The following is a 22,826-nucleotide window of genomic DNA, read 5'->3' as shown; positions in this document are numbered from 1 at the left end:
TCTACAGGGGGGACGATGATCGCTCTGGGTGATCATTCGAATACCCCAACTGCCGGAATCCCCAGGGGCGTCGGGCTTCCCCCGGACGGCCGAACACGGTGCGTCAGCGCGGGCTGCGACCGCCGCGAATCGAGATCATCGCCTGGCGTGTCAACTTCCAGCCGTCGCCGTGTCGTTCGACGTAACCAAGCGCTCGAAGCTCGTACAGTCTCGCGGTCGCGTCGTCGCCGGTGGTCTGGGCACGGCGTGCCACCTCCGCCGCCGTCGCCGTCCCCCGGCCGGGGAGCCCGGCCAGCACCTGTCGGGTCCGGGGCTCCAGCAGATCGGTGGGGAGAACCGGCCCGCGCCGCTCCGGAGGCAGCTCCCCCATGTCGCCGACCAGTTCGACCACTTCTGCGGCGTCGCCGACGAGCACCGCGTCGCCGCGCAGCAGTTCGTGCACCCCCGTGGAGAGCGCGCTGGTCGCCGGTCCGGGCACGCCCATCACGTGGCGCCCCAGACGCCGGGCCGCGCGGGCGGTGACCAGCGAACCGCTGCGGTAGGCGGCCTCGACCACCACGGTGCCCCGGGTGAGCGCGGCGATGACCCGGTTGCGTAGGACGAATCTGCTCGGCGTCGGGTGATCGCCGGGCGGCAGCTCTCCGACGACCAGCCCCTGCTCGGCGATCCTGGTGATCAGCGCGGTGTGCCCGGGCGGGTAGGGACGGTCGACCCCGCAGGCCAGCACCGCCGCCGTGACGCCGCCGGCGCCCAGGGCACCCCGGTGTGCGGCGCCGTCGACGCCGTAGGCACCGCCGGACACCACCACCCAGCCCCGCTCGGCCAGGCCGGCGGCGAGGGTGGCGGCCATGTGGGCGCCGTACTCGGTGCAGGCGCGGGCGCCGACGACGGCGACCGACCGCAGCGCCCACATGCGCAGACTGGGCGTGCCCCGCACCCACAGCCCGAGCGGCCGGGCATCACCGAGGTCGTCGAGCTGCCCCGGCCACTCGGCGGTCCCGGGGACCACGAACCGCGCCCCCGCGGACCGGGCGACGGCCAGGTCACGACACGGGTCGGCCAGACCCGCCCGGGCACACAGGCCGGCCCAGCGCTTCGCGCTCACCCCCGGCAGGGCGCGTCCGCCCTCGCGCAGGCGCCGCACCACTTCCAGGACGCCGCGCTCACGCACCCACCGGCCGCCGGTCTCGTCGCCGGGTTCGAGAACCCGGGCGAGGAAGACCCGGCCCAGCAACTCGCCCTCGGCCGCCGTGTCGCCCGGCGCCGTGCTCCTGCCGCCGCGGACGTCGGTGCGGACGCCCGCGATCCCACCTCCTCCACCGGCCCCCACATCCGCGTCCGCGCTTGCGTCTGCCTGCCCACCGACGCTGCGGAACCCGACGACGGCACCTCCGACGGCCACGCCGTCCGTCCCCGCCGCGCCGGATCTCGCCCCCGTGCCGGGCATCCCGGCCCCAGGGGTCGGCCCGGCCGGCAGGTCGTCACCCCCTGCGCCGCCGATCTCTGTCCCGTCCCCCTCCGTCTGGTCCGCCCTCCTCTCCCGACCGTCGTCCCGGGGCACAGCACGCGTCACCGCGTCACCCTCGCCGGGATCACCTCCCCCTGAGGAGTCGCCCTCGACCTGACCACCGCCGCCGCAGAACAGGGCGTCGGCGCGGAAGAGGGCGTCTTTCCCCGGCTGCGCCGCGTCCCTGTTCATGGCGCCGTCCCCCGTCGGCCCGGCTCCCCCGCTCACGTCAGTGCTCCCAGAGCCATCGGAACGCCCCGCGGCACACCGGTGCGCAACTGCAGCGCCAGGGCGACGTCCCCCGCTACGGGGCGGTCGTGGCCGACGAGGTCGGCGACGGTCCAGGCCACGCGCAGGACCCGGTCGAGTCCGCGGGCGGTGAGCACGCCGCGTTCCAGGCTGCGCTCCGCCTCCTCCAGCGCCCCGGGCGCGGCACGCCAGCGGCTGCGCAGCTCACGGCCGGGCACCTCGCTGTTCGACCGCCACGGCGTGCCCGCGAGGCGCGCGGCAGCCCGCTCCCGGGCCGCGCGCACCCGGTCGGCGACGGCGGCGGTGGAGTCGCCCCGGGGTCCGTCCCCCGCCAGCTGGCTGCGTGTGACCCGGTCCACCTCGACGCGCAGGTCGACCCGGTCGAGCAGCGGCCCGGACAGCCTGGCCTGGTAGCGGCGGATCGCCGCCGGCGAGCACTCGCACAGCTCGTCGGTCCGCGAGAACCGCCCGCAGGGGCAGGGATTGGCGGCGAGCACCATCAGGAACCGCGCCGGGAAGCGCACCACGCCCGCGCTGCGCGCGATGACGACGTGCCCGGCCTCCAGCGGCTGGCGCAGAGCGTCCAGCGCGTGACTGCTGAATTCCGGTGTTTCGTCCAGGAACAGGACGCCCCGATGGGCCAGCGACACCGCTCCCGGCCGCGCGATGCCGGGGCCGCCGCCGACGAGGGCCTGCATCGTGGCGGAGTGGTGGGGAGCGCAGTAGGGGGCCACGTCGATCAGTGGCCTGCCCGGCGGCAGCAGCCCCGCCACCGAGTGCACGGCGGTGACCTCGAGGGACTCGGCACGGACGAGCCGGGGCAGGATCGCGGGCAGCCGTTCGGCGAGCATGGTCTTGCCGGCGCCGGGCGGGCCTTCCAGGAACAGGTGGTGGCGGCCGGCCGCGGCGACCTCCACGGCCGTGCGGGCCGACTCCTGTCCGACGACGTCGGCGAGGTCGTGGCCGTGCTCGTGACCATGGTCGTGCTGGGCCGCTCCGATGCTGTGCATTCCGGTGGCCGCGCCGGTGCCGGGCATCCGCAGGCCGGCCATGAGCGGGTCGGGGCGGCCCTGAAGGTCCTGTTCCTCCTCCGGCACGGGTTCGTCGGCGAGGACGGCGATCAGCTGGCGCAGGCTGCGCACCCCGAGCACCGACACTCCCGGCACCAGCGACGCCTCGGCGGCGGCGCACTCCGGTACGACCACCTGTTCGTAGCCGGCCTCGGCCGCGGCGAGTACCGCCGGCAGGATGCCGCGCACCGGCCGCACCCGGCCGTCCAGGCCCAGCTCGCCGATCATCACGATGTCGGCGAGCACCCGCGGGTCGATCCGTTCCGCGGCGCCCAGGACGCTCGCGGCGACGGCGAGGTCGAAGCCGCTGCCGCTCTTGGGCACCGAGGCCGGGCTGAGTCCCACCGTCAGCTTCTTCTGGGGCCACTCGGCGCCCGAGTTCACCACGGCCGCCCGTACCCGGTCCCGGCTCTCGGTGAGGCTCTTGTCCGGCAGCCCCACCAGCGTGAACGCCGCCACTCCCGGTTCCAGGTCGGCCTGGACCTCGACCACCACGCCCTCGACGCCGACGAGCGCCACCGAGCACGTACGCGCGAACGCCATCACGCCACCCCCCGGGCGTGTTCGACCACGGGGGCGCCGCGCCGCGGGAGGAGCACGCCGACCAGGTCGATGCGGACCCCGCCGGGCGGGGCTCCTCCGTGGGTCTGGATCCAGCGGCCGGCGAGCCGCCGCAGCCGCTCCGCCTTGTCCGGGGTCACGGCGGCCATCGGGTGCTCGAAGGAGCCGCCCCTGCGCGTCTTGACCTCGCAGACGACCAGGACGTCGCCGTCGCGGGCCACGATGTCGATCTCGCCGGTCCTGCCGCAGCGCCAGTTCCGCTCCAGGACGGTCATTCCGGCTCCGGCCAGCCGGCGGGCGGCGAGCGTCTCGCCGTACTTGCCCAGCGCACCTCGTGCGTTCATGTCGGCACCACCTCCGGCACCAACGATCACGCAGAAGTTACGAGCCCATCACTCACGGTGAGCTACTCACCGGTTGTGGACAACTCCGTCACCCGCCCGGGAGCTCCAGGTCGCTCTTGTTCAGCTCCTCGATGTTCACGTCCCTGAACGTCAACACCCTCACCTGCTTGACGAACCGGGCCGGCCGGTACATGTCCCACACCCAGGCATCAGCCATGGAGACCTCGAAGAACACCTCGCCCTGGACCGAGTGCACCTGCATCTCGTAGTCGTTGGTGAGGTAGAAACGCCGCTCGGTCTCGATCACGTATTTGAACAGACCGACGACGTCGCGGTACTCCCGGTAGAGCTTGAGCTCCATCTCGGTCTCGTACTTCTCGAGGTCCTCGGCGCTCATGGCATGTTCCCCTTCAGCCGTGCGGTCACCCCATTGTGCGCCAGTCCCGCGTGCCCCTAGACGATTTCGGTGTCCAGGGTCACCGGACCGGCCGGGGGACCTTCGTCGAGCAGCGTGCGCAGCAGCCCGGCGAGTCTGGTCGGATACACCGTCTCACGTGCCCGGGTCAGTTCCTCACACGTCCACCAGCGCGCTCCGGCGACGCTGCGCCGCTCCAGTTCGGTGAGGCCGGGGCCGACCGCCTCGGTGGCGGTCCGGGCGGTGCGGGCCAGGTAGTACCACTCGTCCTGGTCCCAACGGCGGCCCGCGAAGGGGAAGGAGCACCTGCGCCGCCACAGCACCGGGCCGAGTTCGACGTCGGTGATGCCGGTCTCCTCCAGGAGTTCGCGCCGGGCGGCCTCCTCACGGGTCTCGTCGCCCTCCACACCGCCACCGGGGGTGAACCACCAGTCGTCGGCCGGGTCGTCCGGTTCGTGCCCGTGCAGCAGCAGGATGCGGTCCTCCGGGTCGAGCAGCACGACCCGGGCGACCCGGCGCAGGCCGCCCTCATAGGTGTCCTGCCCCGCCGGCGTCACCTCAGCGCCCACCGGCCGGCTCCGCTCCCTTGCGGGCCCGGGAGGCCCCCGCGCGCTGGGCGAGCGGGCCGTAGGCCGCGCCGCCCAGGATCAGCACGGCCCCGGCGATCACCAGGACGACGACGGTCCGCAGCGGACCGGGCGAGGACAGGTCGCCCAGCGTCTCGAAGCCGGTCGGCCGCTCCAGCATGCCGTTCATCGGCCAGGCCACGGCGTCCACGCGGGCGTCCACGGCGCCGCGCGACACGGTGCCGCCGGCCGCGTCGGTGAGGTGGGCGGTGGAGTCGACGGAGTTGTCGCGCTCGTCGCCGAGCAGGAACAGGCGGCCCTCCGGGACGGTCACCGTCTGGAAGTCGCTGATCTCGGCCGGGGTGCCGGCGGGCAGGTACGGCTCGTCGATCACCTTGCCGTTGACCTTCAGCTTGCCCTTCTGGCAGCACGAGACGGTGTCCCCGCCGACGGCGACGACCCGCTTGACCATCGGGGCGTTGGCCCAGGTCGCGTCCTTGAACACGACGACGTCACCGCGGCGGACGTCGGCGCCGTCGATGCGCTGCGCCAGGACCCGGTCACCGGCGTCGATCGTCGGCGTCATCGAGCTGGTCGGCACGGTGTAGGGGCGGTAGACCACCGCACCCCAGGCGAAACCGCCGAGGAACAGCACCAGACCCAGCGCCACCGCGATGCCGGACAGCCGCTGCCCGGTCCGGCCGCCCACCGCGCCCTTGTTCGCTCCGCCACCGCGCGGGGCCGTACGTGTCGTGCTCTCGCCACCCATGGAGCCGCACCTTACCCGGCGGTACGCCAACGGGGCAGCCCCCTCCCGGGGACCGGAAGGGGGCTCTTGGAACCGCGGCGGGATGCGGCGGGCTCAGCGCGTCTCGGCCGGGGCGGTGCGGCGACGGCGCCACCAGACGAACGGGACCACGCCGGCCACGGCCAGGCCCTGAGGTGCGACCGTGAGCGCGGCGGCCGGCGACTGGGCCTGTGACTGGAGGCCGTCCTGGTCGAAGGTGTCCGGGACCGGCAGGGTGCTCCAGCGGTCCATCGGCCAGGCGACCACGATGGCGCGGCCCACGACCTCGTCCACCGGGACCATGCCGCCGTTCTTGTCCGCCTGGTTGTAGCGCGAGTCACGGGAGTTCTGCCGGTGGTCGCCCATGACCCAGATTTTGCCCTCGGGCACGGTGACCTTGAACCGGCCGCCCTGGTCGTCGTCCGAGCACGGGGTGTTGCCCGGGTAGACGTACGGCTCGTTCAGCGCCTTGCCGTTGACCTTCAGCGGGCCGGTCTTGTTGCACTCGACCGTGTCGCCGCCGACGCCGATGACGCGCTTGATCAGGTCCTTCTCGTCGGCGGACGGCATCAGGCCGATCCAGCTGAGGACGGTCTGCAGCGCGTTCGGGTCGGGCGTCGGCTCGCCCGCAAGCCAGTCGTCCGGGTCGTGGAAGACGACCACCTCGCCGCGCTCGGGCTCGGAGCCGAACCAGGGGGTCAGCTTGTCGACGAGGACCCGGTCACCGATCTGAAGGGTGTTCTCCATCGAGGACGACGGGATCGAGAACGCCTGTACCAGGAACGTCTTGATCAGCAGGGCCAGCACCAGCGCGATGCCGATCAGGATCGGCAGCTCCTTCCAGAAGGAGCGCTGCTTCTTGGCCGCCGGAGGTGCCGCGGGCGGTGTTCCGCCGACCCCCTCGTCCTCCGTCCCGCCGTTGTGCCCGTTCTGGCCGCTCTGTCCGTTCGTCACCCTGCCGTCCTCGGTTCCGGAGCCGTACCGGGAGTCCGGGGCGCCGACCGCCGCCGGGTCGGCCGTCTCCTCGGGGCGTCCGCGGTTCTCCTCGCCGTCGTGTCCGGACCGTGCGCCGACCGCCACATCCCCCACGCCAACTCCTCACTCTCTGCCACCGCCTGCCCCGGATGCGACGCAGGCCCACCACTCCCATAACGAGCGGGAGTTCCGCAGGGGTCGGGAGTTCAATCATCGCGTTCGGATCGTAGGGGGCAACCCTATGCGACAGCCCGGGAGCGGCGGTCGAACCGGAGGCCGAGTCGGACACGGACGCGTACGTCTCGGGTTCGTCCAGGGTGGTCCAGTGACCGAACGGCCACGCGATCACCATGGCCCGCCCCACCACCTCGTCCTCGGAGACGGTGCCGAAGTCGGTGTTCTGGTGGGCGCGGGAGTCGGCCGAATTGGACCGGTGGTCGCCCATCACCCACAACCGCCCCTCGGGGACGGTGACGTCGAAGGGCGTGCGGGACGGCACGTCCCCGGGGTACAGGTAGTCCTCGTTCAGGGGAACGCCGTTGACGGTGACGCGGCCCTGTTTGTCGCAGCACTTGACGTGGTCGCCGCCCACGCCGACGACCCGCTTGATGAGGTCCTTCTCGTCGTCGGACGGCAGCAGTCCGATGAAGGCGAGGCCTTCCTTGACCTGTTTGACGACGACGGGATCGTCCTTCTTGGTGGTCTGTTCGCCCCGGAGCCAGCCGCCGGGGTCCCGGAAGACGACCACGTCCCCGCGCTGCGGCTCGGAACCGAACCAGGGGGTCAGCTTGTCCACCAGGACCCGGTCGCCGATCCGGATGGTCTGCTCCATGGAGCCCGACGGGATCACGAAGGCCTGGACGAGGAAGGTCTTCAGCACCAGCGCTATGAGGACCGCGACGCCGATGAGGAGGGGGATCTCCTTGACGGCGCCGCGTCTGCGCCGCCGTTTCACCTTGCGCTGGAGCTTGCGGCGCTCGGCGCGCGAGCGGCCGCCGGAGGGCGCGGCGGTGCGCCTCGAGCCGGTGGGCAGCAGGTTCTCCGTGGGGCTGCTGGGCGCCCCCCGCGGCTTCCCCCGGCTACCCATCGGCGTCCCCGGCCCGCCCGGCCCCGGTCCCGGACCGCGTCGCCGGCGCCGCCCCGGCCCCGGCGGGCGTCGGCTCGGCCCCGCTCTCCCCCGCCCCGGCCCCGGTCTCCCCAGCCTCTGCCCCGGTCTCCCCCGCCCCGGCCCCGCTCTCCCCCGCCTCGGCCCCGCTCTCCGCGTCCGGCACGCGCGCGTAGGCGTCGGGGCGGTCCAGGTGGGTGGCGTGGCCGAAGGGCCAGACGATCCAGTCGGCGCGGCCGATCACCTCGTCCAGCGGCACCATCCCGCCGCCCGGGGAGCCCAGGTGGTCGCGGGAGTCGCTGGAGTCGGCACGGTGGTCGCCGAGGACGAAGAGGGTCCCGTCGGGGACGACGACGTCGAAGGGGACCGTGGACGGGCGGTCGCCGGGGTAAAGGAACGCCGACTCGTCGACCGACTGGCCGTTCACCCGGACCCTCCCCTCCTCGTCGCAGCACACCACGTGGTCCCCGCCCACACCGACAACGCGTTTGATGTAGTCACCGTCCCCGAAGAGCCCGGTGCCGTCGAAGACGACGATGTCGCCCCGCTGCGGCCGACCGTCGAAACGGTACGCCAACTTGTTTACGAGAACGCGGTCACCGATCCTCAATCCGCGCTCCATCGATCCGCTCGGGATCTGGAACGGCCGCAGCACGAAGGTGCTGAGCAGCAGCAGGAACAGCAGGAGGACCAGCAGGGTCACGGTGATCCGGCCGCCCGGCACCCAGTCGGTGATCCGCCCCGTGAACGCGGAACGCGACCGCTCCTCCGGACCGTCCGGATCCGAGGGCTGCTCGGAGTCGGAGGGGCGGGAGGAGCGGTCGCGCTCCGTGTGCTGTGCTTCGGTGTCCATCGGGGCCAGATGCTATCCGGCCCCGGCACGGACCTCGGAGGGCGCTCAGCTCTCGCGCTTCTCCTTGATCTTCGCGGCCTTGCCGCGCAGCTCGCGCAGGTAGTACAGCTTGGCGCGGCGGACGTCACCCTTGGTGACGAGCTCGATCTTCTCCACGATCGGGGTGTGCACCGGGAAGGTGCGCTCGACGCCGACGGAGAAGGAGACCTTGCGGACCGTGAAGGTCTCGCGCACGCCGGCGCCCTGACGGCGGATGACGACGCCCTTGAACTGCTGCACACGGGAGCGGTTGCCCTCGATGACGCGCACGTGGACGTTGACGGTGTCGCCGGGGCGGAAGGCCGGGACGTCGCTGCGCAGCGACGCGGCGTCGACGGAGTCGAGCAGGTGAGACATTTCGTCTGCTTTCCTCGCTGATGCCACAGGTCATCAACGGAAACTAGGTGTTTCGGAGTCAGTGTCGCGCGGGTCGGGACGGGCGTCGTTTCCCCCTGTGGCAGGGGCACGCTCCGGACGGACGCACAACAGCCGCCTATTCTTCCATGCCCGGGGTCCTGCGCCAAAATCGGCCGTACGGTTCCCCGTCCGGGTCGGGCTGCCAGCCCAGGATGGAGAGCATCTCGCGGTCCTTCTTGTCGAAGGCGGCGGGATCGCACCGTTCGATCAGGTCGGGCCGGTTGGCCGTGGTGCGGCGCAGCGCCTCGTCGCGGCGCCAGCGGGCGATCTTCCCGTGGTGGCCGCTGAGCAGCACGTCCGGGATGCCGCGCCCGCGCCACTGCGGCGGCTTGGTGTGGACGGGGCCCTCCAGCAGGTTGGCCATGGCACCGGGAGCGAAGGAGTCGTCCCGGTGGGACTCGGCGTTGCCCAGCACGCCGGGCAGCAGCCGGGCCACGGCCTCGGTGACGACGAGTACCGCGGCCTCGCCGCCCGCCAGGACGTAGTCGCCGATGGACACCTCGTACACGGGCATCCGGGTCGCGTACTCGTCGACGACGCGGCGGTCGATGCCCTCGTAGCGGGCGGGGGTGAAGATCAGCCAGGGCCGCTCGGAGAGGTGGACGGCGAGTTCCTGGGTGAAGGGGCGGCCACTGGGCGTGGGCACGATGAGGGCGGGCTCACGGGCCCCCGTCTCGTAGCCGTCGGCCAGCACGGTGTCCAGGGCGTCGCCCCACGGCTCGGTCTTCATGACCATGCCGGGGCCGCCGCCGTAGGGGGTGTCGTCGACCGTGTTGTGGCGGTCGTACGTCCACTCGCGGAGGTCGTGCACGTGGACGCCGAGCTGCCCACGCGCGCGTGCCTTGCCGACGAGGGAGACGTTCAGCGGTTCCAGGTACTCGGGGAAGATCGTGACGACGTCGAGCCGCATTACGCCTCGTCCCCGGCGTCCTCGGCATCGGCGTCGCCCTCGGTATCGGCGTCCCGTGCCGAGGCGATCTCGGCCCGGTCGTCGATCAGGCCGGGCGGCGGATCGATGACCGCGCGCTGCTCGTCGAGGTCGATCTCCGTGACGATCTCGGAGACGAACGGCACGTAGACCTCGGTGCCGTCGGGGCGCTCCACGACGAAGAGGTCCTGCGTGGGCAGGTGGGAGATCTCGGTGATCCGGCCGACCTCGGTGCCGTCCTCGGTCACCACGTCGAGGTCGATCAGCTGGTGGTCGTAGTACTCGTCCTCGTCCTCGGGCCGCTCGGCCGGGTCCACGTCGGCGATCAGGAGGGTGTTGCGCAGCGCCTCGGCGCCGGTGCGGTCGTGGACGCCGGCGAAGCGCAGCAGGAGGCGGCCGCTGTGCACCCGGCCGGTCTCGATGGTGAGCGGTCCGGCGGAGGCGGGGTCGGTGGCCAGCACGGCTCCGGGCCCGAGCCTCAGCTCCGGCTCGTCCGTGCGGACCTCGACGGTCACCTCGCCCTTGATCCCGTGGGCGCGGCCGATGCGCGCGACTACCAGCTGCACTGTGCTTGATCTCCTGTCGGAACTGCGGACGAGCCGTCGGACTCGAACGGCCCTCGGGGCACGGACGGCCACGGGGCACATACTGCCTCGGGGCTCCTGCTGCCCGGGGCACACACGACTACGGGCCGGGGACGGCCCTGTGGCCTTCCCCGGCCCGAGCCGGTACTGCGATGCGCGTCAGCGGACGTGGTCCACGTCGACGAGGTCGACACGGACACCGCGGCCGCCGATGGCGCCCACGACGGTGCGCAGGGCGCGTGCGGTGCGGCCGTTGCGGCCGATCACCTTGCCGAGGTCGTCGGGGTGGACCCGAACCTCGAGCACCCGTCCGCGGCGCAGGTTGCGCGAGGCGACCTGCACATCGTCGGGATTGTCGACGATGCCCTTCACGAGGTGCTCGAGAGCCTCCTCGAGCATGCTCAGGCCTCGGACGCGGAGGACTCGGCGGCGGCCTCGTCCTTCTTGTCGGCCTTCTTCTTCTGGGTGATCGCCTCACCCTTGCCCTCGTCCTCGCCACCGATCGCCTCGAAGGACGGGCGGGCCGCCTTCTCGGCCGGCTGGAGCAGCGGAGCCGGGGCGGGCTCGCCCTTGAACTTCTGCCAGTCGCCGGTCTTCTTCAGGATGGCGAGCACGGGCTCGGTCGGCTGCGCGCCGACACCGAGCCAGTACGCGACACGCTCGGCGTCGACCTCCATCACCGACGGGTTGTACGTCGGGTGGTACTTGCCGATCTCCTCGATGGCCCGGCCGTCACGGCGGGTACGGGAGTCGGCGACGACGATGCGGTAGTGAGGCGAACGGATCTTGCCCAGACGCTTCAGCTTGATCTTGACTGCCACGGGAGTGGGTTCTCCTGGTTTTGACGTGGGTGGGCACGGCGAGAGAGCCGCGTGGGGTTGCGGTACCCGAGTGCCCGATGGACGCGTCAGCCGGAGGAGAGAGGGGTCCTGTGCGACTGTCGAGTACAGCTAGCCATTGTGCCACACGCGCGCAGGCCCGTCGGACCGAGGGCACCGGGTCCGCCCCCGCGGGCGGACCACTCGGCCCCGGACGACGGACCCCGGCCCGGTCCGGCTGCCACGAGCAGCCGGACCGTCAGCCCACTCCCGCGCCGACCACCTCCGGGATGCGGAACGGCTTGCCGCAGCCGCCGCACATGATCGGCGCCTGGGCCAGCACCGACGGGACGACGCGCACATTGCGTCCGCAGTCGCAGACCGCCTTCACGCGCACCCCTCCCCCGGAGGAGCCGTGCCGGGCGGCCGGACCGCGGAAGCTGCGGGCCGTGTCCGTCGCGGTGGCGGCGGTGTGGGCCTTCAGCGCGCGCTGGAGGCGTTCGATCGTCGGTCGGTAGCGGCGCTTCGCCTCGGGGGTGAGCGTGACCAGCGAGAAGCCACTGCTGGGATGTGGCTCCTCGGGGTGGTCCAGGCCCAGCTCCTCGGCGATCGCGAGGAATCGGCGGTTGTGGTAGCGCCCCGCGCGGGATGTGTCGCGTACTCCGCGCGCGGCGGCGATGCCGTGGACTGCCTCGTGAAGCAGTCGCTCGAAGGAGAGCTCGTGCCCGCAGGCGGACGACGACTCTCCGATCAGGGACTCGGGCGCGGCAAGATCGGGCAGCTCGGTGTGGTGCCGCTGAATGTCGGCCCACGCCTGCGCCAGCTCTGCGGCGAGAACAGGTGGTGTCGTGCTCACGTAATGACAACGAGCCGGGGGGCCGCTGTGTTCCTATTCCGGGGCATCCCAAATAATTTGCACGTACCCGTCAGTTGCCGCTGATGCGTCCCGACGAGGGCGGGTGCGCTGATCTGCGGAGAAGCCGCACAGCTCGTACCAAGCTGGTGCGTAGTCTGACGTACGCGCCGGCGCGTAGCCGACGTCCACGCGCCGGAGTGCGTGCGACCCGCGCGGGCGCAAGTGGCGTTTCGGTCGCTGTCGCGACGGAGGGGCGCCGTCCGGGTGAGCGCGTCGACGGATGCGACGTTACCGCGTGCGCCTCCGGCGTGCGGCACCGCCCCGCCCCGCGGCACGCCGGGGCACCGTGCGGTGGCCGCCGCACCGGTCGACCTTGGCCGGAACCGTCCCATCCGCGCCGCGGCCACCCACGGTCATCGCCCAGCGACGGGATCCGGCCAACCGGCCGAGGGCACGGGACGGGGCTACCCGGGGTACCACGCGGCCAGGCCCATGTTGCCGGGAAGTGAAATCTCGCCAGGGTGCCGGGGATCGGGCAAACCGGGTCCCTCCACCACTGGACGCCACGGCGAGCCCGGAGTTTCCTGGCATACGGGGGGAGTGCGAGCGCACTGCACGGGGGCCATGGAATCGGGCACGGCGGCAACACTCGGCGATTGGGGCGCTTTCCTATGACACCTACGCTCGTGCGGCAGCACTCGTCGTCTCACGCGGGGGCGCCACCTCACGTGGACTTGCGAGCACGCGCGCGTGACTGGTCCGAGATACAGGAGCGGATGCTCGTACCGCTCTACGAGGCCGTCTTCGAGCGACTGGACGTGGGCGGCGACACCCGGATGCTGGGCCTGGGCTGCGGATCCGGTCTCGCGCTGCTGATGGCCGCCTCGCGCGGCGCCGCGGTGACCGGGGTCGACTCCCGCTCCCCGGAACTCCTGGCCCTCGCCCGCCGGCGCCTGCTTCCCGGGGCGCCCGGGGAAACGGGCGCGGCCGAGGGGCAGTGGCCCTCCGAGACGGGCGGCACGCGCGCGCGGGCCGGCACGCCGAGGCTCGTCGAGGGCGCACCCGAGGCCGCGGCGGACCCGACGGCGCCGGCGTTCAACCTGGTGACCGCCTTCGAGCCCACCGGGTGCCTCGCGGACGACTCGGAGCGGCTCGGTGAACTGCTCGCCCGGGCGACGCCGCTCGCCGCGCGGGGAGCGGCCGTCGTACTGGCCGGCTGGGGCCCGCCCGAGCGCTGCGCCACGACGTCGGTGCTGCGGGTGGCCGGCAAACTCTCCGACCCGCTGCGCGGCGCCGGCTGGCGCCCCGCCCTGCGCGACGACCTGGAGGAGGTCGCCCAGCGGGCCGGGCTGAGGCCGGACGGCTCGGGGCGGGTGGCCTGCCCGTTCGGCTACGCCGACCCGGGCAGCGCGGTGCGCGGACTGCTGTCGACCGGGCTCTTCGACGCGGCGGTCGCGGCGACCGACCGGGAACAGGTCGACAAGGAGCTGACGGAGGCCCTGCATCCCCATCAGCGGCCGGACGGAACCGTGTGGATGCCGAACGTGTTCCGCTACCTGATCGCCCGGGTGCGTTGACGAGCCCTTCCGGCCGGATACGCGCGACCGGCGACGGGACACGGCTCCCGCGGCTCCCCCTGCTGGATCCGAGACTGGTGCATCAGAGACCGCTGGACCAGAGAACGGTGGATCAGAGACCTCTGCCCTGATCCACCGTTCGGGGGAACGGGACGGGCGTCAGCCCATGAACTTCTTGAACTCGTCCGGCAGCTCGAAGTCCTGACCGCCCTGCTGCGGCAGCCCCAGGGCGCCCCCGCCCTGCGCGGCGGCGGCACGGCGGGCGGCCTCCTCCTGCTCCTGCTGCTTGCGCTTCATCGGGTTGCCGGAGCGCTGCTTGCCCTTGGCCTTCTTCTGCTGCTTCTTCTGCCGGCCGGGCCCGCCGCCCATGCCGGGCATCCCCGGCATCCCGGGCATGCCGCCCCCCTGGGCCATGCGGGACATCATCTTGCGGGCCTCGAAGAAGCGCTCCACGAGTGACTTGACGGCGCTGACCTCGACGCCGGAGCCCTTGGCGATACGGGCGCGGCGCGAGCCGTTGATGAGCGTCGGCTCCTGGCGCTCGGCCGGGGTCATCGACTTGATGATGGCGGCCGTGCGGTCGACGTCGCGCTCGTCGAGGTTGTTGATCTGGTCCTTCATCTGGCCCATGCCGGGCAGCATGCCGAGCAGCTTGCTGATGCTGCCCATCTTCCGGACCTGCTCCATCTGGGCCAGGAAGTCGTCCAGGGTGAAGTCCTGGCCCTTCTTGGACGCCAGCTTGGAGGCCATCTTCTCGGCCTCTTCCTGGCTGAACGTCTTCTCCGCCTGCTCGATCAGGGTGAGCAGGTCACCCATGTCGAGGATGCGGGAGGCCATCCGGTCCGGGTGGAAGGCGTCGAAGTCCTCGAGCTTCTCGCCGTTCGAGGCGAACATGATCGGCTTGCCGGTCACCGAGGCGATCGACAGGGCCGCACCACCGCGGGCGTCGCCGTCCAGCTTGGACAGCACCACGCCGTCGAAGCCGACGCCGTCGCGGAAGGCCTCCGCGGTGTTGACCGCGTCCTGACCGATCATCGCGTCGACGACGAAGAGGATCTCGTCGGGGCTGACCGCGTCGCGGATGTCCGCGGCCTGCTGCATCAGCTCCTGGTCGATGCCCAGGCGGCCGGCGGTGTCGACGATGACCAGGTCGTGGACCTTGGCCTTGGCGAACTCGATGGAGTCCTTGGCGACCTTGACCGGGTCGCCCACGCCGTTGCCCGGCTCGGGGGCGTAGACCGCGACACCGGCTCGCTCGGCGACGACGCTCAGCTGGTTGACGGCGTTGGGGCGCTGGAGGTCACAGGCGACCAGGAGCGGCGAGTGGCCCTGCTCCTTGAGCCAGCGGCCCAGCTTGCCCGCGAGCGTGGTCTTACCGGCACCCTGGAGACCGGCGAGCATGATCACGGTCGGCGGCTGCTTGGCGAAGCGCAGGCGGCGGGTCTCGCCGCCGAGGATGCCGACCAGTTCCTCGTTGACGATCTTGAGGACCTGCTGGGCGGGGTTGAGCGCCTTGGAGACCTCGGCACCGAGGGAGCGCTCCTTGACCTTCTTGATGAAGGCGCGCACGACGGGGAGCGCCACGTCGGCCTCGAGCAGCGCGATGCGGATCTCGCGGGCCGTGGCGTCGATGTCCGCCTCGGTCAGCCGTCCTTTGCCCCGGAGGGATTTGAAGGTGGCTGACAGGCGGTCGGAGAGAGTATCGAACACGGCGGCGTAGGTCCTCGCGTCGGCGTTGGTGTGGGTCGCCCTCCAGGGTATCCGTCCCGGCAAGCAAATCGTCCCTGCCCGCTGCGGAGGGCGGGCAGGGAACGGACAGGGACCGGAAGCCCCGCGTGCGCGAGGGCCGCACCGTACGGTCACGCCCGCAGCGAATCCTCCAGCTCCCGGGCCACCGACGCCGCCTCCTCCCCCGGCAACGGCACCCCGTCGCCCCGCGTCACGTAGAACGCGTCCACCGCGTTCGCCCCCAGCGTCGACACGTGCGCGCTCCGCACCCGCACCCCCGCCGCCTCCAGGGCCCGCCCGAGCCGGAACAGCAGCCCCGGTGCGTCCTGCGCCCGGACCTCGATCACCGTGGCCAGCCGGGACGCGGCCGGGGCGACGGTCACGCGGGGCGGGGGCGGCTCCACGCCCCGGCGCCGGGGGTGGGCGGCGTCCCGTTCGGCGAGGCGACCTGCGGTGTCCAGGGTGCCGTCCAGGGCCCTGACCAGGTCGGCACGGAGCCGGGCGGCCTGGGGCAGGGAACCGTACTGGGCGGCGACCCGCCAGTCGAGGAGCAGGACGGAACCGTCGACGCCGTCCGGCAGCGGAAGGGACCGCAGTTCGGCGGTGCGGACGGTCAGCCGGTGCAGGGCCAGCACCCCGGCCACGGCGGGGAGCACCCCGGCCTGGTCGGGCACGGCGATCAGCAGCTCGACGCCGAGCGGATCGGGACCGGCGTCCGCGCCCGCACCGGGCTCCGCGGAACCGGCCAGCGGCTCGGTCCGCGCCCGCAGCGCCAGGACCGGGCCGCCCGTGCGGAAGGCCTCGACCGCGAGCCGCTCCTGCTCGGCGGTGGGCGCGGCGGCCTCGGCCTCGGCCGGTGGCTCCCCGGCCAGCACCGCGGCGACCCGCTTCACCAAGTCGGCGACGAGGGAGCCGCGCCAGGACGACCAGGCGGCCGGCCCGGTGGCCAGCGCGTCCGCCTCGGTCAGGGCGTGCAGCAGCTCCAGCGTGCGCTCCGTACCCACCGCCTCCGCGACCGCGCGCACGGTGGCCGGGTCGTCCAGGTCGCGCCGGGTGGCGGTCTCCACGAGCAGGAGGTGATGGCGTACGAGAGTGGCGAGGACGGCCGCGTCCGCGCCGTCGAAGCCGATGCGGGCGGCGACGTCCCGGGCGATGGTCTCCCCGGCCACGGAGTGGTCGCCGGGCCAGCCCTTGCCGATGTCGTGCAGCAGCGCGGCGACCAGCAGCAGGTCGGGGCGGTGCACCCGGCGGGCGAACCCGGCGGCGCGGACGGCGGTCTCGATCAGGTGCCGGTCGACGGTCCACAGGTGCACGGCGTTGCGCTGCGGGCGGCAGCGGACCCGCTCCCAGTCGGGCAGCAGCCGGGTGACCAGGCCCTCGGCCTCCAGTGCCTCCCAGACCTGCACCGTGGGCCGGCCCGAGCCGAGCAGGGTCACCAGTTGCTCGCGCGCCTCGGCGGGCCAGGGCGTGGGCAGGGGGCGCGCGGTTGCCGCCAGGCGCCGTACGGCGTGCAGGGAGAGCGGGAGTCCGGCCTGCGCGGCGGCGGCCGCGGCGCGCAGCGGCAGTACGGGATCGCGTTCGGGGCGCGCGGTGCGGGCGAGCACCACCTCGCCGTCCTGCTCCACCACGCCCTCGGCGAGCGGGGAGCGCTCGGCGGCCGGTTTTCCACCGTTCCGCCCGCTCATCATGGCGCGCAGCCGCGGGCGTACGGAACGCGCGCGCAGGACGCGCCCCACTTCGCGCCAGGTGACGTCGCCCGCGTAGGAGATGACGCGGGCCGCCTCGTACACCTGCCGCAGCAGGGCGTCGGCGTCCAGCAGGCCCAGCTCGGCCGCCACCTGGTCCTGTTCCTGCAAGGCCAGCCGGTCGGTCGCGCGGCCCGTCGCCAGGTGGAGGGCGTCGCGTACGTCGAGCAGCCGGCGCCGGGCGTCGGCGAGCCCCTCGCGCGGGGCGTCGGCGAGCCAGGAGGCGGCGACGGCACGCAGGGCGGTGGCGTCGCGCAGGCCGCCCCGGGCCTCCTTGAGGTCGGGTTCCAGCAGGAACCGCAGCTCGCCCTGGCGTTCGGCGCGCTCGGCGCACAGGTCGCGGAGTTCGGGGAGGCGCTTGGGGGCCTGGTTGCGCCAGTCGGCGAGGACGGCGGTACGCAGGGAGGCGGTCAGGCCGAGGTCTCCGGCGAGGTGGCGGGCGTCCAGGAGACCGAGGTGGACTTTCAGATCCTCGCCGGCGGTCTTGCGGGCCTGCTGCGGGGTGCGGACGGAGTGGTCGAGGTCGAGGCCGAGGTCCCAGACCGGGTACCAGAGGCGGTCGGCGAGGGCGGCGACGGCCTTGTCGTCCCGGCCGTCGTGCAGGAGGAGCAGGTCCAGGTCGCTGCGCGGGGACAACTCGCCGCGCCCGTAGCCGCCGACCGCGACGAGCGAGACGCCCGCCTGTCCCCCGGTGCCCGCGTCGAAGAGGCCCGCCAGCCAGTCGTCGGTCAGCCCGGCCAGCGCCCTGCGGCGCGGCGGCCCGGACCGCGCCCCCTCGGTGAGGAGGCGCAGCCTGGCCGCCGCGTAGCCGCCGGGTCCCGAGCCCTCTGCTTCTTCCGTCACGTCCGTACTGGTCACCCGGCGACTCCCGTTCGTCCGTCCGTCGTGTCAGAGCGCGTCGGGTCCGCGCTCGCCGGTCCTGACCCGTACGGCCGTGTCGACCGGGACCGCCCAGACCTTGCCGTCGCCGATCTTGCCGGTGCGGGCCGCCTTGACCACGACGTCGATCAGCTGCTCGGCGTCGTCGTCCTCGGCCAGGACCTCGATGCGGATCTTGGGCACCAGGTCGACGGTGTACTCGGCACCCCGGTAGACCTCGGTGTGTCCGCGCTGGCGGCCGTAGCCGCTGGCCTCGGTGACGGTCAGGCCGTGGACCCCGAAGGCCTGGAGGGCCTCCTTGATCTCGTCCAGCCGGTGCGGCTTGACGACGGCGGTGATGAGCTTCATGCGTCCACCTTCCTGCTCGGGGCCGACGCGGCCGCGGAGGCGGCCGGCGTGGCGGTCGTCCGGGCGGCACCGCCGCCGGCGCCGCTGAAGTCGTATGCGGTCTCGGCGTGCTCGGCCTGGTCGATGCCGGCCACCTCGACGTCCTCCGACACCCGCATGCCGATCGTCTTGTCCAGCAGGAGGGCGAGGACCGCGGAGACGACCAGGGAGTAGGCGAGGACGCCGAAGACGCCCGCGCACTGCTTCCAGAACTGGTCGAGGCCGCCGCCGTAGAAGAGGCCCTCGACGTCGGACTGGCCCTTGCCGCTGGCGAAGAGGCCGACGAGCAGCGAGCCGAGGATGCCGCCGACGAGGTGGACGCCGACCACGTCGAGGGAGTCGTCGTAGCCGAACCTGTACTTGAGGCCGACGGCCATGGCGCACACGACGCCGGCGATGAGGCCGACCGCGATCGCGCCGAGCGGGGAGACGGCGCCGCCGGCCGGGGTGATGGCGACCAGGCCGGAGACGGCGCCGGAGGCCGCGCCCAGGGTGGTGAAGGCGCCGTGCCGGATCTTCTCGTAGGCGAGCCAGCCGAGGATCGCGGCGCCGGTGGCGACCTGGGTGTTGACGAACATCAGCGCGCCGACGCCGTCGTCGTTGCCGAGCCAGGAACCGGCGTTGAAGCCGAACCAGCCGAACCAGAGCAGTCCGGCGCCGAGCATGACCAGCGGGAGGTTGTGCGGGCGCATCGGGTCCTTCTTGAAGCCGACCCGCTTGCCGATGACGAGGATCACGCCGAGCGCGGCGGCACCGGCGTTGATGTGCACGGCCGTGCCGCCCGCGAAGTCGATCACACCCAGCTCGAAGGCCCAGCCGCCGGCGCCCCACACCCAGTGGGCGACGGGGAAGTAGACGATCGTGGCCCACAAGGCAATGAACAGCGCCCAGGCCGTGAACTTCACGCGGTCCGCGAGGGCGCCGCTGATCAGGGCAGGGGTGAGGACGGCGAACATCAGCTGGAAGACCAGGAAGACGAAGACGGGGACGGTGTAGCCGTCCCACAGCTCGGTCAGGCCGATGTTGCTCAGGCCCACCCAGTCGGAGTTCCAGCCGACGACGCTGCCGGAGTCGGTGCCGAACGCCATGGAGAAGCCGTAGAGCACCCACAGGACGGTGACGATGCCGAGGCTGATGAAGCTCATCATCAGCATGTTCAGGGTGCTCTTGACGCGGACCATGCCTCCGTAGAAGAAGGCCAGGGCCGGCGTCATGAGCATCACCAGGGCGGAGCAGATGAGCATGAAGCCCGTGTTGGCGGCAGAGAGCTCCGTCTCTGCGGCGAGCGTGACGGCTGGAGCCATCGGCGTCTCCTCGTCGTTGGTACGGCCCCATGCGGGCGAAGCCTGGGCGGGCGGGGTGAGGGGTGGGCCGGTTATGCGCCATGAGATTGGCGCAGCGCGGTTTCGGTGGAAGCCCCTCGTTGTTTCGCCGCCGTGACGAAGGCGCGGTGCGTGTTACGCGTGGGTGAACGGCCGGGGTGGTCGTCGTCGGGACCGAGCCGTCCGGTCCGGGACGCAGACCGGCCGCGGCGGCCTCCGAATGACCTGGCATGGGGGAGCCGAGTCGGGCAGTTCGGGAGGGCCGGCCGCGGCCGGGGCTGGTGGGGGTTCAGACCGCTTCGGCGGTCTCCGGCAGCTCGACGGCGAGCCGTTCGGTGAGGTCGACGACCTCACCGAGGTCGCCGAAATCGCGTACGGCCGTGTCGACGGTCTTGCGGATGCGGGTGTTGACGCGTTCGGAGCGGACCTTCTTGGCGATGCCCATGGCCTCCATGGCCAGGACGGTGCTCTCCGCGGGTTCGCGGCGCAGCAGGTGCACGGTGGCCATGCCGATCAGGTTGAGCGCGTAGGAGCGCTGGTGTTCCTCGTCCTTGGCGAACAGCTCCACGGCCCGGCGCATCAGGGGGTCGGCGAGGGAGGCGTAGGCGGGGCTGCGGCCGGCCACGTAGGCGAGGTCGCGGAAGGAGTGGCTGTTCTCGCCGTACAGCTCGGCCTCGGAGAAGAAGCGGATCCAGTCGGGGTCCGGCTCGTCCCACTCGTCGGCCTCGGCGAAGATGTCCTCCGCCATGCGCACCGCGCGCTTGGTGCGGCCGGGCTGCCCCATGTTGGCGTAGGCGCGGGCCTCCATCGCGTACAGCATCGACTGGGTGCGGGGGCTGGCGCAGTCCCGGCTGCCGTACTGCGCGAGGTGGATCAGCTCCAGGGCGTCGTCGGGCCGGCCGAGGTGGATCATCTGGCGGCTCATGCTGGAGAGGATGTACGAGCCGAGCGGCCGGTCCCCGGCCTCCTTGGCGGCGTGCAGGGCGAGCACGAAGTACTTCTGGGCAGTGGGCTGGAGCCCCACGTCGTACGACATCCAGCCGGCCAGCTCGGCCAGCTCGGCGGCGACCTTGAAGAGCTTGGCCCGGGTGGTCTCCGTCTGGGGTTCCTGGAGCAGGTCGGTGACCTCGTGCAGCTGGCCGACCACGGCCTTGCGGCGCAGCCCGCCACCGCACTGGGCGTCCCAGCGGCGGAACATCACGGCGGTGGACTCCAGCAGGTCGAGCTCCGGCCTGGACAGGCGACCCCGCGCGCGGGAGGCGGGCGCCGCGGGCCCCTGTGCCGCCGACGGGCCGGCGGAGGGCGTGGGGACGAGCCAGCGCTGCATGGGTTCGATGAGGGACGGGCCCGCGGAGAGGGCCAGCGAGCTCCCGAGGAAGCCGCGCCGCGCCAGCATCAGGTCGCTGCGCGAGAACTCGCTGAGCAGGGCCACGGTCTGCGGGCCCGTCCAGGGGAGGTCGACGCCGGTCGCGGAGGGCGTGGGCCGGGTGGAACGCAGGCCCAGGTCCTCGACGGAGACGACGACGCCGAAACGCTCGGAGAACAGCTCGGACAGGATCCGCGGGATCGGCTCGCGCGGGTTCTCCCCGTCGAGCCAGCGGCGCACGCGTGAGGTGTCGGTGGAGATGTGGTTGGCGCCCAGCTGGCGGGCCCGGCGGTTGACCTGGCGGGCCAGCTCGCCCTTGGACCACCCGCTGCGGGCGAACCAGGAGGTGAGCAGCTCGTTCGGGCGCTTGTCAGCGTGCGACGCGCTTCCCGCGCTCGTACCGCTTCCGCCGTTGCCACTCACTGGAACGCCCCCATCCCTGATGCCACCTGTCGCCGAGTGCGCCAAGCCCTATCAGAATGCCGGTGGTTGCGGCCCCCCGTCCGGTGGTTGACACCCTTCGAACGGAGGACCGGGTTGCCTCCGGCATACCCACAAGTGCATGTGCCCCAAGGCTCCATGCACACAAAGTAGTCCCGCGATCACTCGTTCAGCCATGGCGATTGCGGAATCGCCACCATTCGCCACCCCTTCGAATGAACTCACGGTGGCCGGGACGCGATTCACTTGACATAGGCCAGCCAGAAGCAGGTGCAACGGTGCACACCGGGGCGCGCGTGTCCGGACGCACCACCCGGAGCGCTTCCGGACGCTGCCTGAACCGCTCCGGACTGGGGAGTTGGAAGCAGAGAGTCACGTTTCACGTCCGCTGCGTAACCGCCGCTGCGTCGGACCCGTTGGAGGGGGCATGGGCTTCACGATCGGCATCGGCAGCAGTCGGGGCATGCGCGAGATCAGGTCCGGCGCGCGCCGCCGCGGCCGCGCCTCGGAGTGCACCGTCGTGGCCGAGTTCACCGGGTTGTGGGGCTGGGACGTGGTCCCCGGCGCCCGGACCGCCGCGGGCGCCTGCTCGTGCGGCCTGCCCGACTGTCCGGCGCCTGGCGCGCACCCCCTGGACTTCGCGCCGGAGGTTCCGGCCGGGGCGCGGCTCGCCGAGGCGAGCGAGGCGTGGGGACGGTTTCCGGGCGCCGCGGTGATGCTGGCGGTGGGGCGGACCTTCGACGTGATCGAGGTGGCCGAGCCCGCCGGCCTGCGGGCGCTGGCCCGGCTCGAGCGCATGGGCCTCCCGCTCGGTCCGGTCGCGGCGACGCCGCAGGGCCGCGCCCAGTTCTTCGTGGCGCCGGGCGCCGCCGCCGAGCTGCCCCGGCTGCTGTACCGCACGGGCTGGGACGACCCGTCCGCCCTCGACCTGCGCGGCCTCGGCCGGGGCACGTACATCACGGCCCCGCCCTCCGACCGCGGCGGCCGGGGTCCGGTGCGCTGGCTGCGGCCCCCGGCCCTCGACTCGGCCACGAGGCCGCCGGCGGCCCGGCTGCTTCTAGGGACACTCGCGTACGTGGCCCACCGGTCCCGGGCGTAGCCACCGCCACCGGCAGACGGGCACACCGGCAGGGACGCGCTCCTGCCCGTCTGCCCGTCTGCCCGTTCCCGTCGGCCGCCCGCCCGTCCTGGGACGACTCTCGGGAACACCCGCGGCCGACTCTCAGGACGCAACGACTGATCCTCGGGCCACCGCGGCGGATCCTGGGCGTTCCCGGGACAGCCACCCGCGCCGCCTGGGCCCGCCC

20 protein-coding genes and 2 pseudogenes are annotated in these 22,826 nt (G+C 72.7%); 2 read left to right on the top strand and 20 right to left on the bottom strand.

The features are described 5' to 3' along the window. Nucleotides 1–103: 103 nt before the first annotated feature. From dprA to Sco07f_RS34785, 15 genes and pseudogenes are all read right to left on the bottom strand, one after another. Entirely contained in the window at nt 104–1,447 is a 1,344-nt protein-coding gene (gene dprA / locus Sco07f_RS34855; protein WP_439959707.1) for a DNA-processing protein DprA, read from the bottom strand. 284 nt (nt 1,448–1,731) lie between these two features. Beyond that, entirely contained in the window at nt 1,732–3,369 is a 1,638-nt protein-coding gene (locus Sco07f_RS34850) for a YifB family Mg chelatase-like AAA ATPase (protein WP_108990233.1), read from the bottom strand. Then, a complete protein-coding gene (locus tag Sco07f_RS34845) occupies nt 3,369–3,731 on the bottom strand; it encodes a YraN family protein (protein ID WP_007444915.1) in 363 nt (120 codons plus the stop codon). Before Sco07f_RS34845 ends, Sco07f_RS34850 begins: the two co-directional genes overlap by 1 nt. A gap of 88 nt (nt 3,732–3,819) precedes the next feature. Next, entirely contained in the window at nt 3,820–4,128 is a 309-nt protein-coding gene (locus Sco07f_RS34840) for a DUF2469 domain-containing protein (protein ID WP_108990232.1), read from the bottom strand. A 56-nt stretch (nt 4,129–4,184) separates the two neighbouring features. Beyond that, nucleotides 4,185–4,715 carry an NUDIX hydrolase gene (locus Sco07f_RS34835; RefSeq protein ID WP_167468312.1) on the bottom strand — a complete coding sequence of 177 codons (531 nt, stop codon included), beginning with the start codon at nt 4,713–4,715 and terminating at the stop codon, nt 4,185–4,187. Continuing rightward, nucleotides 4,705–5,481 (bottom strand): signal peptidase I, encoded by a 777-nt coding sequence (gene lepB / locus Sco07f_RS34830; protein WP_087789417.1) that lies wholly within the window; start codon nt 5,479–5,481, stop codon nt 4,705–4,707. The genes Sco07f_RS34835 and lepB (Sco07f_RS34830) overlap by 11 nt, the downstream gene beginning before the upstream one ends. A gap of 93 nt (nt 5,482–5,574) precedes the next feature. Continuing rightward, nucleotides 5,575–6,588, bottom strand: a complete 1,014-nt coding sequence (gene lepB, locus Sco07f_RS34825; RefSeq protein WP_244942212.1) for a signal peptidase I — start codon at nt 6,586–6,588, stop codon at nt 5,575–5,577. Beyond that, nucleotides 6,485–7,561 (bottom strand): annotated as a pseudogene (gene lepB / locus Sco07f_RS34820) (signal peptidase I); the annotation flags it as partial. The gene lepB (Sco07f_RS34825) and the pseudogene lepB (Sco07f_RS34820), both read right to left, overlap by 104 nt. A 168-nt stretch (nt 7,562–7,729) precedes the next feature. After that, nucleotides 7,730–8,432 (bottom strand): annotated as a pseudogene (lepB, locus tag Sco07f_RS34815) (signal peptidase I); the annotation flags it as partial. Nucleotides 8,433–8,477: 45 nt separating this feature from the next. Next, a complete protein-coding gene (gene rplS / locus Sco07f_RS34810; RefSeq protein WP_007444857.1) occupies nt 8,478–8,828 on the bottom strand; it encodes a 50S ribosomal protein L19 in 351 nt (116 codons plus the stop codon). 136 nt (nt 8,829–8,964) lie between these two features. Continuing rightward, on the bottom strand, nt 8,965–9,798 hold the full coding sequence (gene trmD, locus Sco07f_RS34805; RefSeq protein ID WP_007444856.1) for a tRNA (guanosine(37)-N1)-methyltransferase TrmD: 834 nt from the start codon (nt 9,796–9,798) through the stop codon (nt 8,965–8,967). Beyond that, entirely contained in the window at nt 9,798–10,382 is a 585-nt protein-coding gene (gene rimM, locus Sco07f_RS34800) for a ribosome maturation factor RimM (protein WP_108990230.1), read from the bottom strand. Before rimM ends, trmD begins: the two co-directional genes overlap by 1 nt. A 177-nt stretch (nt 10,383–10,559) precedes the next feature. After that, a complete protein-coding gene (locus tag Sco07f_RS34795) occupies nt 10,560–10,799 on the bottom strand; it encodes an RNA-binding protein (protein WP_003973401.1) in 240 nt (79 codons plus the stop codon). A gap of 2 nt (nt 10,800–10,801) precedes the next feature. After that, complete coding sequence (gene rpsP / locus Sco07f_RS34790) at nt 10,802–11,221, bottom strand: 30S ribosomal protein S16 (protein WP_007444852.1); 420 nt, start codon at nt 11,219–11,221, stop codon at nt 10,802–10,804. 256 nt (nt 11,222–11,477) lie between these two features. Then, a complete protein-coding gene (locus Sco07f_RS34785; RefSeq protein WP_007444851.1) occupies nt 11,478–12,074 on the bottom strand; it encodes a hypothetical protein in 597 nt (198 codons plus the stop codon). Nucleotides 12,075–12,745: 671 nt separating this feature from the next. On the opposite strand from Sco07f_RS34785, the gene Sco07f_RS34780 reads away from it, so the two are divergent. Beyond that, complete coding sequence (locus tag Sco07f_RS34780) at nt 12,746–13,651, top strand: class I SAM-dependent methyltransferase (RefSeq protein WP_108990229.1); 906 nt, start codon at nt 12,746–12,748, stop codon at nt 13,649–13,651. Nucleotides 13,652–13,810: 159 nt separating this feature from the next. Here Sco07f_RS34780 and ffh read toward each other — a convergent pair whose 3' ends face one another. From ffh to nsdA, 5 genes are all read right to left on the bottom strand, one after another. Beyond that, nucleotides 13,811–15,361: a signal recognition particle protein gene (ffh, locus tag Sco07f_RS34775; RefSeq protein ID WP_042825250.1), complete on the bottom strand. Its 1,551-nt coding sequence runs from the start codon at nt 15,359–15,361 to the stop codon at nt 13,811–13,813. 149 nt (nt 15,362–15,510) lie between these two features. Continuing rightward, nucleotides 15,511–17,982: a [protein-PII] uridylyltransferase gene (locus Sco07f_RS34770; protein ID WP_167468311.1), complete on the bottom strand. Its 2,472-nt coding sequence runs from the start codon at nt 17,980–17,982 to the stop codon at nt 15,511–15,513. 30 nt (nt 17,983–18,012) lie between these two features. Beyond that, nucleotides 18,013–18,351, bottom strand: a complete 339-nt coding sequence (locus Sco07f_RS34765; RefSeq protein ID WP_030402312.1) for a P-II family nitrogen regulator — start codon at nt 18,349–18,351, stop codon at nt 18,013–18,015. Further along, a complete protein-coding gene (locus Sco07f_RS34760; protein WP_108990228.1) occupies nt 18,348–19,694 on the bottom strand; it encodes an ammonium transporter in 1,347 nt (448 codons plus the stop codon). The genes Sco07f_RS34765 and Sco07f_RS34760 overlap by 4 nt, the downstream gene beginning before the upstream one ends. Before the next feature lie 307 nt (nt 19,695–20,001). After that, complete coding sequence (gene nsdA / locus Sco07f_RS34755; RefSeq protein WP_007444844.1) at nt 20,002–21,501, bottom strand: transcriptional repressor NsdA; 1,500 nt, start codon at nt 21,499–21,501, stop codon at nt 20,002–20,004. A 445-nt stretch (nt 21,502–21,946) separates the two neighbouring features. On the opposite strand from nsdA, the gene Sco07f_RS34750 reads away from it, so the two are divergent. Next, the gene (locus tag Sco07f_RS34750) at nt 21,947–22,618 is read left to right on the top strand and encodes a bifunctional DNA primase/polymerase (protein WP_054100832.1); all 672 of its coding nucleotides are present in this window, start codon (nt 21,947–21,949) and stop codon (nt 22,616–22,618) included. Nucleotides 22,619–22,826: the final 208 nt, after the last annotated feature.

This window comes from Streptomyces coelicoflavus (assembly GCF_003112555.1).
Lineage (GTDB): Bacteria > Actinomycetota > Actinomycetes > Streptomycetales > Streptomycetaceae > Streptomyces > Streptomyces coelicoflavus.
This window is presented reverse-complemented; position numbering and strand designations above follow the sequence as displayed.

Excerpts from the sequence above, each read along its gene's own strand:
- Sco07f_RS34850 (WP_108990233.1), bottom strand. The coding sequence starts at position 3,369 with ATGGCGTTCGCGCGTACGTGCTCGGTGGCGCTCGTCGGCGTCGAGGGC.
- Sco07f_RS34750 (WP_054100832.1), top strand. The coding sequence starts at position 21,947 with ATGGGCTTCACGATCGGCATCGGCAGCAGTCGGGGCATGCGCGAGATC.
- trmD (WP_007444856.1), bottom strand. The coding sequence starts at position 9,798 with ATGCGGCTCGACGTCGTCACGATCTTCCCCGAGTACCTGGAACCGCTG.
- Sco07f_RS34840 (WP_108990232.1), bottom strand. The coding sequence starts at position 4,128 with ATGAGCGCCGAGGACCTCGAGAAGTACGAGACCGAGATGGAGCTCAAG.
- Sco07f_RS34760 (WP_108990228.1), bottom strand. The coding sequence starts at position 19,694 with ATGGCTCCAGCCGTCACGCTCGCCGCAGAGACGGAGCTCTCTGCCGCC.
- Sco07f_RS34765 (WP_030402312.1), bottom strand. The coding sequence starts at position 18,351 with ATGAAGCTCATCACCGCCGTCGTCAAGCCGCACCGGCTGGACGAGATC.
- Sco07f_RS34780 (WP_108990229.1), top strand. The coding sequence starts at position 12,746 with ATGACACCTACGCTCGTGCGGCAGCACTCGTCGTCTCACGCGGGGGCG.
- rplS (WP_007444857.1), bottom strand. The coding sequence starts at position 8,828 with ATGTCTCACCTGCTCGACTCCGTCGACGCCGCGTCGCTGCGCAGCGAC.
- dprA (WP_439959707.1), bottom strand. The coding sequence starts at position 1,447 with ATGCCCGGCACGGGGGCGAGATCCGGCGCGGCGGGGACGGACGGCGTG.
- lepB (WP_087789417.1), bottom strand. The coding sequence starts at position 5,481 with ATGGGTGGCGAGAGCACGACACGTACGGCCCCGCGCGGTGGCGGAGCG.
- Sco07f_RS34845 (WP_007444915.1), bottom strand. The coding sequence starts at position 3,731 with ATGAACGCACGAGGTGCGCTGGGCAAGTACGGCGAGACGCTCGCCGCC.
- Sco07f_RS34795 (WP_003973401.1), bottom strand. The coding sequence starts at position 10,799 with ATGCTCGAGGAGGCTCTCGAGCACCTCGTGAAGGGCATCGTCGACAAT.